The 14,425-nt window shown below is 59.8% G+C and carries 11 protein-coding genes; 9 read left to right on the top strand and 2 right to left on the bottom strand.

All coding sequences use genetic code 11. The annotated features are described in order from the left end of the window. Positions 1 to 2: 2 nt before the first annotated feature. Entirely contained in the window at positions 3 to 1,721 is a 1,719-nt protein-coding gene (recJ, locus tag DTS01S_RS04310; protein ID WP_061287385.1) for a single-stranded-DNA-specific exonuclease RecJ, read from the top strand. A gap of 142 nt (positions 1,722 to 1,863) precedes the next feature. Here recJ and DTS01S_RS31465 read toward each other — a convergent pair whose 3' ends face one another. Then, positions 1,864 to 2,127 carry an IS5 family transposase gene (locus DTS01S_RS31465; protein ID WP_017406865.1) on the bottom strand — a complete coding sequence of 88 codons (264 nt, stop codon included), beginning with the start codon at positions 2,125 to 2,127 and terminating at the stop codon, positions 1,864 to 1,866. A gap of 1,251 nt (positions 2,128 to 3,378) precedes the next feature. On the opposite strand from DTS01S_RS31465, the gene DTS01S_RS04300 reads away from it, so the two are divergent. The 8 genes from DTS01S_RS04300 to DTS01S_RS04270 all read left to right on the top strand — a co-directional run bounded on the left by DTS01S_RS04300 (position 3,379) and on the right by DTS01S_RS04270 (position 12,397). Further along, positions 3,379 to 4,530: a JmjC domain-containing protein gene (locus tag DTS01S_RS04300; RefSeq protein ID WP_061287384.1), complete on the top strand. Its 1,152-nt coding sequence runs from the start codon at positions 3,379 to 3,381 to the stop codon at positions 4,528 to 4,530. A gap of 24 nt (positions 4,531 to 4,554) precedes the next feature. After that, positions 4,555 to 5,010, top strand: coding sequence for a hypothetical protein (locus DTS01S_RS30290; RefSeq protein WP_139223787.1), 456 nt, complete (start codon positions 4,555 to 4,557; stop codon positions 5,008 to 5,010). Between the two features lie 385 nt (positions 5,011 to 5,395). After that, positions 5,396 to 6,640, top strand: a complete 1,245-nt coding sequence (locus DTS01S_RS04295) for an HlyD family secretion protein (RefSeq protein WP_255247308.1) — start codon at positions 5,396 to 5,398, stop codon at positions 6,638 to 6,640. Between the two features lie 2 nt (positions 6,641 to 6,642). Further along, positions 6,643 to 8,787 (top strand): peptidase domain-containing ABC transporter, encoded by a 2,145-nt coding sequence (locus DTS01S_RS04290; protein ID WP_061287383.1) that lies wholly within the window; start codon positions 6,643 to 6,645, stop codon positions 8,785 to 8,787. Between the two features lie 68 nt (positions 8,788 to 8,855). Beyond that, a complete protein-coding gene (locus tag DTS01S_RS04285; RefSeq protein ID WP_169804689.1) occupies positions 8,856 to 10,208 on the top strand; it encodes a TolC family protein in 1,353 nt (450 codons plus the stop codon). 473 nt (positions 10,209 to 10,681) lie between these two features. Further along, positions 10,682 to 11,362 carry a CsgG/HfaB family protein gene (locus tag DTS01S_RS04280; protein ID WP_061287382.1) on the top strand — a complete coding sequence of 227 codons (681 nt, stop codon included), beginning with the start codon at positions 10,682 to 10,684 and terminating at the stop codon, positions 11,360 to 11,362. Continuing rightward, positions 11,359 to 11,733: a DUF4810 domain-containing protein gene (locus DTS01S_RS04275; protein ID WP_034364091.1), complete on the top strand. Its 375-nt coding sequence runs from the start codon at positions 11,359 to 11,361 to the stop codon at positions 11,731 to 11,733. Before DTS01S_RS04280 ends, DTS01S_RS04275 begins: the two co-directional genes overlap by 4 nt. A 1-nt stretch (position 11,734) precedes the next feature. Further along, entirely contained in the window at positions 11,735 to 12,397 is a 663-nt protein-coding gene (locus DTS01S_RS04270) for a DUF799 domain-containing protein (protein ID WP_017407772.1), read from the top strand. Between the two features lie 57 nt (positions 12,398 to 12,454). Here the strand turns inward: DTS01S_RS04270 and DTS01S_RS04265 are convergent, their stop codons facing one another. Further along, positions 12,455 to 14,227: a methyl-accepting chemotaxis protein gene (locus DTS01S_RS04265; protein WP_046984442.1), complete on the bottom strand. Its 1,773-nt coding sequence runs from the start codon at positions 14,225 to 14,227 to the stop codon at positions 12,455 to 12,457. Between the last annotated feature and the right edge of the window lie 198 nt (positions 14,228 to 14,425).

The raw sequence follows: 14,425 nt of genomic DNA, 5'->3' as shown, positions 1-14,425 counted from the left end.
CCATGAAAATCATTCCCCGCGAGATCCCTGCGCAGCAGGCCTGGGCACTGCGCCAGGCCGGTGTCCACCCGCTGCTGGCCCAGCTCTACGCCGCACGCGGCGTGTGCTCCGCCGACGAACTGGACGACACGCCCGCGCGCCTGCTGGCCCCCTCGGGCCTGCTGGGCATGGACGCCGCCGTGCGGCTGCTGGCCGATGCCATAGAGCGCGGCCTGCGCCTGTGCATCGTGGCCGACTACGACTGCGACGGCGCCACCGCCTGCGCCGTGGGCTGGCGCGGCCTGCGCATGCTGGGCGCGACCGAGGTCAGCTACCTGGTGCCCGACCGCGTGGTGGACGGCTACGGCCTGACACCCCCCATCGCGCGCCGTGTCAAGGAAACCGGCGCCGACGTGATGGTCACCGTGGACAACGGCATTGCCAGCGTCGAAGGCGTGGCCGAGGCCAAGTCCCTGGGCCTGCAGGTGGTCGTCACCGACCACCACCTGCCCGGCAACCACCTGCCGCTGGCCGATGCCATCGTCAACCCCAACCAGCCCGGCTGCAGCTTCGAGAGCAAGTCCATGGCCGGTGTCGGCGTGATGTTCTACGTGCTGCTGGCCCTGCGAGCCGAACTGCGCGCGCGCAGCCGCTTCGACAAGGCCAGCCAACCCCGGCTGGAGGCCCTGCTGCCCCTGGTCGCCCTGGGCACGGTGGCCGACGTGGTCCGGCTGGACGCCAACAACCGCCGCCTGGTCGCCCTGGGCCTCAAGCAGATACGCCGGGGCCAGATGCAGCCGGGCCTGCAGGCCTTGTTCGACGCGGCCGGCCGCAAGGCCTTTGCGGCCACCACGTTCGACTTCGGCTTTGCCCTGGGCCCGCGCATCAATGCAGCAGGCCGGCTGTCCGACATGACCATCGGCATCGAGTGCCTGACCACAGACGATGCGGGCCGCGCCGCCAACCTGGCCCAGATGCTGGACGCCATCAACCGCGAGCGCCGCGAGCTGGAAGGCGGCATGCGCGAGCAGGCCCTGCTCATGGCCGAGGGCCTGTGCACGGACGGCATGACGCCGCCGGCGGCCATCAGCGTGTTCGACCCCGATTTCCACGAAGGCGTGGTCGGCATCGTGGCCTCGCGCATCAAGGACCGCATGCACCGGCCCAGCTTCGTCTTCGCAGCCAGCGGCGCGCCGGGGCACGAGCATGAACTCAAGGGCTCGGGCCGCTCCATTCCCGGCTTTCACCTGCGCGACGCGCTGGACCTGGTATCCAAGCGCCACCCTGGCCTGCTGCTGCGCTTCGGCGGCCACGCCATGGCGGCCGGCTGCACCATTGCCGAAGCCGGATTCGCCGTGTTCGAGAAGGCCCTGGCCCAGGTGGCCCAGGAATGGCTGGACGCGGCCACGCTGACGCGGCGCATAGAAACCGACGGGCCTCTGGACCCGGATTTCCGCAAGCCGGAAATGGTCGAGCAGCTCAATCTCGCGGTCTGGGGCCAGGGCTTTGCGCCTCCCACCTTCAGTGAACAGCTGGAAGTGCTGTCACAGCGCCTGGTCGGGGAAAAGCACCTGAAACTGCAATTGCGCCATCAGGGCGAAACCGTGGACGGCATCTGGTTCGGCCATACCGACCCGCTGCCGTCATCGGCCTGCATTGCATTTCGCATGGACATCAATGAATGGCGCGGAGAGCGCAAGGTGCAATTCCTGATCGAGGGCGTTCATTCGGACGTTTCCTAGACCCGTTATGTACTTTTAGTCCAAGCCAATGCCTGAGCTGCCCCCCCGGCAGCATGAGCGCTGCAAAAACCAGAAAGTGCAAGCCACTCAGCACCTGCGGTAGCCGCTCATAGTCCCGCGACAGACGGCGAAATCTAACCGGTCACTCGAAGCTGCGTACCAACATCCTCCGCTTGGGCAACGGCACGAAGCCCTTCTTCGCTTCGGGCAGATTGACTCTCTGTAGAACAATCCCGTTGTCCTGGGCTGCTTGGCGTGCCTGCTCGCCCGTATGCCAAGCCAGTTCCACCGAATGGCCCGTGGCCTGTTGCACTTGCTTGCACAGCGTTCGCACATGGGCTCGCTCTTGTTCATCGGCTGGTGTGACTTGCACGGCAAGCAGAAGGCTCAAGATATCCATTGCCATATGGAGCTTGCAGCCGCGCTTGCATTTTGGCTGTCATAGCCAACACACGGACCGCCGTCGCAACTCGACTGCAATGCGCGTCCATCCATCATCAAGGCACTGGTTGGCCTTAGCGCCTTGGGCAATACGGATGAAGGCGTGCAGGTTAGACACCATTCCCTCAAGGCAGCCCCCATCGAGCCAAAGCCAGATCTAATGGTTACGTCTAAAACAAATTCACAACACACTATAGGATAAATCTGATTTTTAGCTCGCTCTAATAAAAATCGTTGACCAGCAATCTTCTTTTGATAAGAATGCAATGCACTTACCGTCAATGCCGCATGGAATGCGGTTTACGCTCTCTAATTTCAGAATGACACGCGGGTCTTGATCGCAGCAACGGGGAAGGTCTGTGAAGGAAATATCCGAACTCTCCTCAGAAAATGGCGCCATCGCTCAATATATGCGGTTTTTTTCGGATTCGTAGCATTCCGTCAATCAGACGATTCGATTATGTGAAATCCTTCAACCAAGTGCTAATCAGTGCTTCTCGAAGTTTCGTCGGAGATTTATTTTTTATCTACCAAGTCATGGAGACGACCTAATGAGAGAGTTATTTGTTAAAGATCTAGAGCTTGTTCATGGGGGGACAAGGGGTACCAAGCGCCATCGTCGGAGGAATATCAGGAGGTGCAACCTACGTTGACAATACCGCAGGTGAAGAATCCGGAGGATCTTGGACGGGATTTTTTTACCGCTGTAGGCGCCGGAGCAATTACCGGTGCGCTTATGCAACCAAACACTGTAGCGAGCGGAATATTGCTTCCCACTTTAGTGGTTTAACACAGACCTAGACAACGGATTGATGAATAGAGATTATGGCAGTCAGGATGGAAGTGATTACAACAAAGATGGCACAAACTATAACTAGCAACTCCATCAATACCTGATACTAAATACCGCATACACATTAATAGTCCACCAAAAGATTCATGTGATTTTCCGGGGCTACAGTGGGGACCATGGAGCACTGCGGATTCGAAGTAATTTATCGCCATGACTCCTACAACGATAATTGTTTTTGGAGGCTACACTATAGCGAAGCGATTAGTCTCTGGGAAATTAGAAAGAAGACTGGACTGTATTGAGCATGCGCTTCTCATGGTGCTAGCCGCTATTATAAGCGGAATAATAAGGCGCATATATCTTTCATATTTCCGTGAAGAATACTGGACATGTATGCAATACAAATATTTTCTCGATTAATATATGATTATAGATTTCAAGATTCCTCCTGAGAAATTCACCGGAAACCTCTCTGAAAGAGAGCCTCTCTTGATAAGAGGTGGCTGCAATGCGAGCGGCGTCACTTGGCGCCAAGCCAATCAGATCTTCGAACGATGTGATGTGCTCGCAGATGCATTCAAGCTTGCATTCGATGGCATCGTTCCAAAGGGAAAGTACGTCGAAAGCTATCTGGATGTGGGCGTCTTGCGTCACCGCCTCATCAAGCCCGCCGTGTACGAATTCATGCGCAATGGCGCAACGCTGATCGCCAACCAGATCAAAGGTGATTCGATGGTGGATGCGCTGGCCAGGCAAATCGGCACCTTCACCGGGCAGCAGGTGGTATCCAGCGCATATGCGGCGTTCGGCAACCGGGATTCGTTTCGCGCGCATTGGGACACCCGAGATGTCTTTGCAGTTCAATTGCTTGGGCGCAAGCGTTGGCTTGTTTATCGACCGACCTTCGAGTGCCCGCTCCATACACAGCAGAGCAAGGATTACGAGCATGCCTACCCCAAGCCGGAGGACGTCTATATGGACTTCGTTCTAGAGCCGGGCGATGTTTTCTATCTACCCAGAGGATGGTGGCACAACCCTTTGCCATTGGGTGAAGCAACCTTTCACCTTGCCTTCGGTACATTTCCCCCGTTTGCTATCGAATATTTGTCATGGGCAGTTGATGAGTCGCAGCATTTTCTATCTGCCCGCAAGGCTCTTGGAACCTGGAATCAGAGCCAAGACACAATTCAGTTACTGGCGGATTATTTTTCAGAGTTTATCGCCAACCCGATAAATTACCGCCGATTTCAGGATAAGTTTTATTCAGATCTTCGACTGAATTCTTCGTTGGCAATAGATATTCTTGGCAATCCCGCAGTCCACGTCGTATCAGATGATCAAAAACTCCGAGTTGCCATGAACAATCTTCACGGCTTGGAAGAGGCATACATCATCGCCAATGGGGTGAAGGTAAATCTTGATAGCATCGGAATGCAGCTGATGCGGCGCATCGCACGATCGCCAGGTACTAAAGTCTCGGAATTGTTGAAAGAGCATCCAGAGATCGATCTGAATAAAATTCGAGCATTGATTACAGAGCTGTGTCGCCAAGATATCTTGGAGCCATGGGTCTAGCGTTCACCAAACGAAAGGTATCACATGAAAAAACTACCGGAACTCGACGGAAATCTTCTGTTAAGAGTATCCAGTACCGGCACCGGCGCCAGCTTTGCATTGGCATCGATGTTCGTTTTATTCCACGAAAAACTGTCTTTCCCCAATGACTGGCTATTCAGAATAGATTTGGTTCTGGCATTTTGCGTCGTGATGTTCTCCGTGAGAATGGTCAACGAATCGATTAAATGCATGGAGTCCCTAAAGAAGTATCCGGAAGATCATTTGCAAGAATATCTAAAAGAATATTCAGGAACAGGCTCTCTTAGCACCTTCAAGAAAGCCGTAGTGTTGGTTTTAGTGGTTATTGTTTTTTGCTTTGCAGTAATTCTGCTGAAATTCACTTCACCTCCACTCATCTCGGCGGCAGTGATTTCGTTCATTATTATTGCAGCAGAGGTTGAGTTTTTTTTGGCCGCAATAAAGTCTAGGAGGAAATAAAAATGCGTAACCTTACTGTCGTTGAATTGGAATTGGTTGGGGGTGGTCTTAGTTCTGACGATGGCGCTCAATTAGCTGGTGGCGGTGGCGCTGTCGCGGGGGCATGGGGTGGACATCTAACTGGCCAGATTGTCGGGGGATGGGTAGGAGGCGCTATTGGCGCCGGCCTTGGCGGGCCCGGCGGGGCCGCCGCCGGTGTGGTCGTAGGCCGATGGGCAGGCGGCGGCTTAGGTGCCGTAACAGGCGGTGCTATCGGTAATTGGGCAGGAGGGAAGCTGGGCGGGGGCGATGATAAATCAGGAGCCAATTACCAAGACGGCAGCAACTATCAAAAATAGTCGTTAACGAGGTGGACTTTCAGGTGTTTCTGTTCAGGCGTGAGGCTTTGGCTTCGAAGGAGATGCAATGGCTTGGTCATATCGTCATGGTACGTCCGTTGTCTTTTTCGATCTTGACGCTGCTTTCCATGGCCGTCGCCGCCTTGATCGCGGGAGTGCTGCTCTTCGCCACTTATACCAAGCGGGCGACGGTCCAAGGCCACTTGCTGCCGGCGGCAGGCCAGATCAGGGTCGTTTCGCAACAACCGGGGGTCGTGCTGGAGAAGCTTGTGCAGGAAGGGCAGCTGGTTGAAAAGGGCGCTGTTCTCTACAAGATCTCCAGCGAACGATATGGGGAGGATACCGGCGCGGTCTTGGCCAGCATCAGCCAGAACCTGGCGCACAGACGCGAATCGCTGCGGGGTGAGCAGAAAAAATCCCGGCAGTTGCATGCTGATGAGCGCCACACCTTGACCAGAAAGATCACCAGCCTTCACGAGGAACTGGCTGTGCTGGCAGAGCAGCTCAACAGCCAGCAGCATCTACTGGCGTTGGCCGACAATGCCATCCAGCGATACCAAGGATTGCTGGACAAGGGCTATATCTCGCAGGATCAATTCCAGCAGCGCCAGTCGGAGCAACTGGGCCAGGTACAGGTGCTTCAGCGCCTGCGGCGCGAACGCACCTCCTTGGAGCAACAGTTGGTGGAACGAACCAACGAGTTGTCGGGGCTGGATAGCCGCCAGACGAATCAGCTGGCGCAGATCGACCGGCAACTTTCAGCGCTTGCCCAGGAACTCACCGAGAGCGAGGCGCGGCGGGCATTCATCATTACCGCCCCCGAGGCAGGCGTGGCAACCGCGGTGCTCGCGGAAGCCGGTCATAGCGTCGATGCCCGCTTTCCCCTGTTGCTCATCATCCCCACGGGCTCTCATCTTGAGGCCGAGCTCTACGCACCAAGCAAGGCCGTAGGCTTTGTCCAGCCAGGCGATCCCGTGAATGTTCGCTACCAAGCCTACCCATATCAGAAATTCGGGATCTATCGGGGTGAATTGGTCTCCGTATCTCGTACCAGCATTTCGCCCTTCGAACTATCCAGCGCGGCCAACCTATTCCAGGGTGCAGGTGAAACGCGGGAGCCGCTGTATCGATTGCGCGTCAGGCTGGATAACCAAGCTGTCACCGCATACGGAAGGCAACAGGCGCTGCAGAGCGGCATGCTGCTTGAAGCCGACATTCTTCAAGAATCTCGCCGCCTCTACGAGTGGGTCCTTGAGCCGCTATACAGCTTGGCCGGCAGGGTGTCCGGGTAGCCATGGCTTCTTTGGATACGTTGGCACTGCGCTGGGGCAAGCATTTGCCGGTCATGTTGCAGACAGAGGCCGCTGAGTGCGGCCTGGCCTGCCTTGCGATGGTCGCGAGCTATCACGGCTACAAGGTAGACGTGACGGAAATGCGCCAACGCTTCAGCGTTTCCCTCAAGGGGATGAACCTTGCCCAGGTAGTCCAGGTGGCGCACGGCCTTCGCTTGGGTACTCGGGCGGTGCGCCTGGAACGCGATGAACTCCAGAATCTGACCGCCCCCTGTGTGCTGCATTGGAACCTCGACCATTTTGTGGTGTTGAAATCCGTCAGTGCCCACAGTGTGGTGATACATGATCCGTCGACCGGAGCCCGCTCCGTCAGCTTCGAAGAGCTGTCGCGCAAGTTCACAGGTGTGGCTCTGGAGTTGTGGCCAAACCCGAACTTCGAGAAGAAGGAGGCAAAGCCCAGGGTCAGGCTGCTTGGCTTGATGGGGAAGATCACCGGATTGCGCCGGTCCTTCTTCCAGGTGCTGGTGATGGGCGTGGCGTTGCAGATCGTGGCGCTCGTCGGCCCGTTCCTGCTTCAGTGGACCATAGACAATGCGATCGTCAGCAACGATCGCCATCTGCTGGCCACCTTGATTCTGGGGTTCTCCGTCGTGCTACTGATGCAGATGCTCATCAGCACCGGCCGGGCTTGGGCACTGATGCACATGGGCACGTTGTTCAGCCTGCAATGGCGGACCAACGTGTTCAGCCACATGCTGCGCTTGCCCAGCCAGTTCTTCGAGAAGCGCCACCTGGGCGATGTGGTTTCCCGCTTCGGGTCTGTCAATCAGATCCAGCAAACCCTGACGGCAAGCTTTTTCTCGGTCATTCTGGACGGCCTGATGGCGCTGTCCACCCTGGTGCTGATGCTGGTCTACAGCCCCCAATTGGCTACTGTCGTCATTTGCGCGATGGCGCTCTACGGGCTGATCCGCTGGGCGTGGTACCACCCGCAGCGAAACGCTACGCAAGAGCAGATCGTCCATGCCGCTCGCCAGCAAAGCCACTTCCTCGAATCGGTCCGAGGTGTGCAGGCGTTGAAGCTGTTTCAAAAGCTGGATATGCGCAGAGCCGTCTGGCTGAACCTCTTCGTCGAGCAGATCAATGCGGGCCTGAAGTCCCAGAAGCTGCAACTGTTCTACGCGCAAGCCAACGCACTGCTGTTCGGCGCCGAGAATCTGCTTGTGATCTGGTTGGGGGCCACCATGGTGATGGACGGGCACTTCAGTGTCGGCATGTTCATGGCCTTCTACTCCTACAAGTCCCAGTTCGGCAGCCGCGTGGGCAGCCTGATCGATCGTCTCTTTGACCTGCGCATGCTGCAACTGCACAGTGAGAGGTTGGCCGACATCGTGCTTCATCCACCCGAAGAAGAGACTCGCGCACTCGTTGCCAATGAATGCAGCGGCCGGGCGGATATCGAAGTCCAAGCGGTGGCCTACCGCTATGGAGACCAGGAGCCCTGGATTCTGAACGACCTGAGCTTCAGCATCGACGAAGGCGATTCAGTGGCCATCATCGGGCCTTCGGGCTGTGGCAAAAGCACCTTGTTCAAGGTGCTTCTAGGCATGCTGCCAGTAGCTCGGGGGAGCATTCGCGTCGCAGGTAATGAAATCGGCGGAGCCAGCCTGTCTACGCTTCGGGCGCTGTCAGGTTGCGTGATGCAGGACGACGCGCTGTTTGCCGGCAGTCTTGCCGAAAACATCTGCTTCTTCGATCCTCACTCGGATGCGAAATGGATGCAGCAGTGCGCGCGCATTGCAGGAATCCATGTCGATATCGAGCGCATGCCCATGGGCTACAGCACCTTGGTTGGCGACATGGGCACGGTGCTTTCCGGTGGACAAAAGCAGCGGGTCCTGCTGGCGCGTGCGTTGTACAAGAAACCCCGGATTCTCTTCCTGGACGAGGCCACCAGCCACCTCGACGTAGACGCCGAACGGCAGGTCAATGCTGCGATCCAAACCCTGGATATCACCAGGATCATGATCGCCCATCGTCCGGAAACGATTGCCTGTGCAGATCGGATCATCGAGCTCTGCCAGGGCCGGGTGATCAATGACGTACGAGTGCGGCCATTGCAGCGCCGGCGCTCGCCGGGAGCGTGACGATGCATAGGCTGCTGCCTCTCGCCGCGTGCTTTGTCGGTGCCGTCCTGCTCAAGCCTGCATATGCCATGCCGGCTTTCGATGCCTTCGCTACAGAAAGCCTCGTGACCTCCCCGACGACGGCTTCCACCGCTGTGGGGGTGGGCGCCTGCCCGGCCGGCATGCCGCCAGAACCACTGACTTTGCACGAAGCCATCACCCGCATCCTGTGCCATGACCCGGCCATCCGGCACGCCTGGTCCACGGCCAGAGTGCGGGCGGCCCAGTTGGGCCAGCGCCAGTCCGAATATCTGCCCCGTCTGGATGGGCGGTTGGGCCAGTCTGCAAGCCGCACCACGACCCGTTACGGCGGCGACCTGGGAGTGATCCGCAACAACAGTCGGATGCGCACAGACAATCTCAGCCTGAGTTGGATGCTCTTCGATTTTGGTCGTCGAGAAGCGGCGCTGGAGGCCGCCCACCAGTTGCTGGCAGCGGCCAATTCCGATCAGAACGCGGCAATTCAGCGTGCGTTTCTCGATGCCGCGCAACTGTACTTTGCCGCGCGCGCGAGCAACCAGAGGCTTACCGCTGCCCAGCAAGTCGCGGACCTGGCCAAAGACAATTACATCGCCGCAGATGAGAAGTACAAAGCCGGCGCGGCGGCCCTGTCCGATCGCCTACGGGCCCAGACAGCCTATACCCAGGCCAGCTTGCGCGCATCACGCGAAAAGGGTGCTCTGTCCAGTGCCCTGGGTTCCATGGCGTTGCGCATGGGGTTGCCTGCACAGACGATCGTGAACATAGATGAACACAGCGCAACTTTGCCTGCACTGAACTTTATGTCCGAAGTCGACGAGCTCATACGCATTGCGCGCGACCAAAATCCAAGCCTGATTGCCACGCAGGCTCGCGCGAAAGCTGCTCAGGCTGCAATGCACGAGGCTCGAATGATGGCGCGGCCATCCATTGCGCTGACGAGTAATCTCGGGCGCTCAAACTTCTCCGGGCATGGTCCAAGCAGCGGGCGCCAGGACATGAACATTGGACTGCAACTGAGCATCCCCTTGTTCTCATGGTTTGAGCAGGCCTATCAGATTCGGGAGGCCCAAGCCCAGGCCGCAGCCCACGCCGCCGAGTTCGACACCGCGCGCTTAGGCGTTTCGGTGGATGTGTGGACGCAGTACACCAGTCTGCGGACGGAAACAGCCAACCTGGCACACACCTCGGCACTCGTTGATCAGTCAAAGCAAGCCATGGAAATCGTGCGAGGCCGCTATCGCTCCGGCGTGGGTAGCATGACCGAAGTTCTGAACGCGATGGAGATCTATGCCAGTGCTCAGCAACAGCACATCGGGGCGATGACCAACTGGCAGGTCTCGCGCATGACGCTGGCAGCTCACTTGGGACAACTGGGGTTCTGGAGCATGGAAAGCCCGTAGCAGGCTGAAGAAATACCATTCTGGTCAGCGATGGTGCGAGGACTCAATAGCGTGGACCATATGTTTGAGCGGACGATGACGACCTACGATTTGGTGCGCATGCACACCTCGGAGCAGATCAGTCTGAAGGCGAAATCGAGCAGGAGAGCGTGAAAAGCCAGGTGCAAATCGAGGAAAAGATGAACATTCCACCCCGAAATGCCGGGATGTGAAATAGCCACGGAGGCCTGTTGAATTCAGGCCCAGGCATCCTTCGCAGAGAGGCGTATTTCTTCAGTTGGCCAAGACGGTATCCCTGAGACCGGAAACATCCCACATCGTCAAACCCTACTCAGTCTACCGATCGCAGCGAACGAAAGTTCAAACAATCCTTTAGAGAGTCGCTGCACCTTTCGCGGAGCCGCTCAGTTAATATTCTCGGCTTTGCAACAAAATATTGCAAATTCATTCCAAGAAAATTGGGGAAACCACTCATGACTTTTCGCATTTTGCCTTGCTCGACCCTTGCCATCACCCTGGCCGCCGGCCTTTCCGGCTGCGCCACCACCGAGCAATCGCGCACGCTTGAAACGGCCAAACCCGCTTCTGCATACAGCGCCTATCAAGGCCCGCGCAGCCCCATTTCCGTGGGCAAGTTCGACAACCGCTCCAGCTTCCAGCGCGGCATTTTCTCGGACGGAGTCGACCGCCTCGGTGGCCAGGCCAGAACCATCTTGGTAACCCACCTGCAGCAAAGCGGCCGATTCAGCGTGCTGGACCGCGACAACATGTCCGAGACCCGCCAGGAAGCGGGCTTCAACCGGCAGGAGCAGGCGATCAAGGGCGCCACCTACGTCGTGACCGGCGACGTGAGCGAGTTCGGCCGCAAGGTGGTCGGGGACCGCCAGTTCTTCGGCGTGCTCGGCCGTGGCAAGGAGCAGGTGGCCTATGCCAAGGTCAGCCTGAACATCGTCCGGGTGCAGACCTCCGAAGTCGTCTATTCGGTGCAGGGCGCAGGCGAATACAGCCTGTCGAACCGGGAAATCGTGGGATTCGGCAGCACGGCCGGCTATGACTCCACACTCAATGGCAAGGTGCTGGATCTGGCCATCCGCGAAGCCGTGGACAAGCTGGCGGCCGGCATGGACAGCGGTGCATGGAAGCCCGCGCAATGAAGCAGATTCCCCATTCGGCCGCAACCCTGGCTGCACTGGCCGTTTGCGCCTCGTTGGCCGGCTGCGCCGCACCGCGCCAGCCTCTGTATGCCTGGAACGATTACCAGCCCCAGGTCTATCAATACCTCAAGGATGACGGAAGCACAGGCGCCGAGGACCAATTGCTCAAGCTGGAAGAAACCCGCCTGAAGGTGCAGGCCGAGGGAAAGGCTTTGCCCCCCGGCTATCGCGCCCATATGGCCATGCTGTATTCCCGGACCGGCAACAACGAAAAGACGGTGCAGCAATTGGCAGAGGAAAAGCAGCATTTCCCCGAATCCGCCAAGTTCATGGACACGCTGCTGCAAACCTTCACGGCCCGCAAGGATTGAGATGCGCCTGAGCACACACATCAAGACCCTGGCCCTGGCCATGACCGTCGCACTGACCGGGTGCGCCACCACTGCGCCCTATGACTATTCGGCACTGCGGGCATCCAAGCCTGCATCCATCCTGGTCATGCCCGCGCTGAACCAGTCGCCGGAAGTGAATGCGCCGGCCGGCGTGCTGTCGCAGATCACGCTGCCGCTGGCCGAGGCTGGCTACTACGTCCTGCCCGTGGCGGTCACCGAGGAAATGTTCCGCCAGAACGGCATCGTCAGCGCCGACGATGCGCAGGAACTGCCCGTGGCCAAGCTCCGTGAAATCTTTGGCGCCGATGCGGCCCTGTACCTGAACATCCGCAACTACGGCACCAGCTATGCGGTGATCAGCAGCGCCTCGGTGGTCACGCTGGACGCCAAACTGGTGGACCTGCGTACCGGCACACAGCTGTGGGACGGCAGCGCCACGGCCTCCAGTGCCGAAGGCCAAAGCTCGGGCGGCGGACTGGTCGGCATTCTGGTGACGGCACTGCTCAACCAGATCCTGGACACCATGAACGACCGCAGCGTGCAGATCGCCTCCATCGCCAACCAGCGCCTGCTGTCGCCCATGGCGCAGCGCGGACTGCTGCCGGGCCCGCGCTCGCCCGACTACGGCAAACCGCGCAACTGACGAAGGCCTGCAGGCCGGCGCACATGGACGCGCCGGCCTGCATCCCCGCTCCTCCCGCTAGAAGGTCTCCCAGTCGTCGTCCGCGCCGGCCTTGGCAGGTGCCCGGGCGGGCGCCTTGGCCACCGGCGGCTGGATCTGGGGCGCCGGTGCATTGCGCACGGCGGCAGCCGGGCGTGCCGCGGGCGCGGGACGCGCCGCCGCTGCAGGGGCTGCTGCCGGTCGGCGCGCCACGGCGGCTGAACTGGCGGGCGCCTGCGCCCGGGCCGGTGCCAGCGCACTGCCTTCCTGCCCCAGCTTGAACACCGCCACCACCTCGGACAGGCGCCGCGCCTGGTCCTGCATGGCCAGCGCAGCCGCGCTGGATTCCTCGACCAGGGCCGCATTCTGCTGCGTCATCTGGTCGAGCTGGCTCACGGCCTGGTTGACCTGGCCAATGCCGTCGCGCTGCTCGGTGGACGAGGCGGTGATCTCGCCGATGAGGTCGCTGACGCGGCGCACGCTGGAGACGATTTCCTCCATGGAGCGCCCCGCCTGCTCCACCTGCTGCGAGCCCGACTGCACGTTGTCCACGCTGGTGGTGATCAGCAGCTTGATCTCCTTGGCGGCCTCGGCACTGCGCTGCGCCAGCGAACGCACCTCGCCGGCCACCACGGCAAAGCCCCGGCCCTGCTCGCCTGCGCGGGCCGCTTCCACGGCGGCGTTGAGCGCCAGGATGTTGGTCTGGAAGGCAATGCCGTCGATCACGCCGATGATGTCGGCGATCTTGCGGCTGCTGTCCGTGATCTGCTGCATGCTGGTGACCACCTGGGCCACCACGGCGCCACCCTGCTCGGCCGCCTGCGCGGCCGTGGCGGCCAGCTGGTTGGCCTGGCGCGCCGTATCGGCCGACTGGGTGACGGTGGCCGTCAGCTCCTCCATGCTGGCCGCCGTCTCCTCCAGATTCGCCGCCGTCTGCTCGGTACGCGAGGACAGGTCCTGGTTGCCGCTGGCGATCTGGTTGGAAGCCGTGGACACGGACTCCACGCCCGAACGCACCTCGCCCACCACGCCGCGCAGCCGCTGCGCCATGCCGTTGAGCGCCTGCAGCAGATGGCCCAGCTCATCGCCCCGGTTGCTTTGCACCGACCCCGTGAGATCGCCTGCGGCAATGCCGTCGGCCAGCGCCACGGCCTGGTCCAGCGGCCGTGTGATGGAACGCATGATGGCCATGCCCATGAACAGGCCCAGGGCCACGATGAGCGCGCTGGCCAGGGCGCCGATCCAGTAGGCCCGGGTGCGGTGGGCGACGCCCTCCTCGCGCGCCAGCTCGCTTTGGCGCTCCTGCTGCTGCACAAAGGCTTCCTGCGCCGTGTTGTAGCGCTCGGCCGCCGGGCGCAGCTGCTTTTCCACGATGTCGAAGGTGGAGGCGAAGTCGCTGGCCTTGCGCGCATCCTGGGCCGCCGAGTTGGCCTTGAGCGTTTCCCGGCGCTCGGCCGCCACGGCCTCCAGCGCCTGTTTGCCCTTGGCATCGAGCTGCAGCTCGCCCACCTGCTTTTGCAGCACGTTGATGCGTTCTATGCCCTTGCTCATCAGCGCGCGCTGCTGCGCCGCCAGCGTCTCGTCGGGTGACATGGCCGCGACGATGGAGCGCTCCACGCTCATCTGGGTCAGATGCCGCCACTCGCGCGCCAGCGTGGCGCCGCGCTGCGCGGTCATCACGTCGGTGTTGATCTTCTCGTTGACTCCGTGCAGATAGAACAGGATGCCGCCGTTGACCGCCAGCATGCTCACCAGCAGTCCCAGCACCAGGGCCCAGAGTTTCTGGGCGACGGTGATTTGATTCAGATTCATGGAAAAACCGATCTTTTTTCTAACAATGCCGGAGCCTGGCCATGGCGCCCCGCCGACCTTCGCTCCGGGCAATCATTCTTGTCCACCCTTGACGGCGCCTGGCTGATCATCGTCATGCCGCTGTCACTATTGAGGGCGGTAAACCCGCACTCAGGGAAGTCCCCAGCCGCAGCGCCAGGCTCGGAAAAGGACCGACAC

Origin of the sequence: Delftia tsuruhatensis NBRC 16741, assembly GCF_001571325.1 — a bacterium.
In the GTDB taxonomy this organism is placed as follows: domain Bacteria; phylum Pseudomonadota; class Gammaproteobacteria; order Burkholderiales; family Burkholderiaceae_C; genus Comamonas; species Comamonas tsuruhatensis.
Note: the sequence above shows the minus strand (reverse complement) of the source record. Positions and strands in the feature narration are given on the sequence as shown.

What these genes read in the sequence shown, in the direction of transcription:
- recJ (WP_061287385.1), top strand. Translation starts at nt 3, where the DNA reads ATGAAAATCATTCCCCGCGAGATCCCTGCGCAGCAGGCCTGGGCACTG.
- DTS01S_RS04285 (WP_169804689.1), top strand. Translation starts at nt 8,856, where the DNA reads ATGCCGGCTTTCGATGCCTTCGCTACAGAAAGCCTCGTGACCTCCCCG.
- DTS01S_RS04275 (WP_034364091.1), top strand. Translation starts at nt 11,359, where the DNA reads ATGAAGCAGATTCCCCATTCGGCCGCAACCCTGGCTGCACTGGCCGTT.
- DTS01S_RS04290 (WP_061287383.1), top strand. Translation starts at nt 6,643, where the DNA reads ATGGCTTCTTTGGATACGTTGGCACTGCGCTGGGGCAAGCATTTGCCG.
- DTS01S_RS04300 (WP_061287384.1), top strand. Translation starts at nt 3,379, where the DNA reads ATGATTATAGATTTCAAGATTCCTCCTGAGAAATTCACCGGAAACCTC.
- DTS01S_RS04265 (WP_046984442.1), bottom strand. Translation starts at nt 14,227, where the DNA reads ATGAATCTGAATCAAATCACCGTCGCCCAGAAACTCTGGGCCCTGGTG.
- DTS01S_RS04280 (WP_061287382.1), top strand. Translation starts at nt 10,682, where the DNA reads ATGACTTTTCGCATTTTGCCTTGCTCGACCCTTGCCATCACCCTGGCC.
- DTS01S_RS30290 (WP_139223787.1), top strand. Translation starts at nt 4,555, where the DNA reads ATGAAAAAACTACCGGAACTCGACGGAAATCTTCTGTTAAGAGTATCC.
- DTS01S_RS31465 (WP_017406865.1), bottom strand. Translation starts at nt 2,127, where the DNA reads ATGGCAATGGATATCTTGAGCCTTCTGCTTGCCGTGCAAGTCACACCA.
- DTS01S_RS04270 (WP_017407772.1), top strand. Translation starts at nt 11,735, where the DNA reads ATGCGCCTGAGCACACACATCAAGACCCTGGCCCTGGCCATGACCGTC.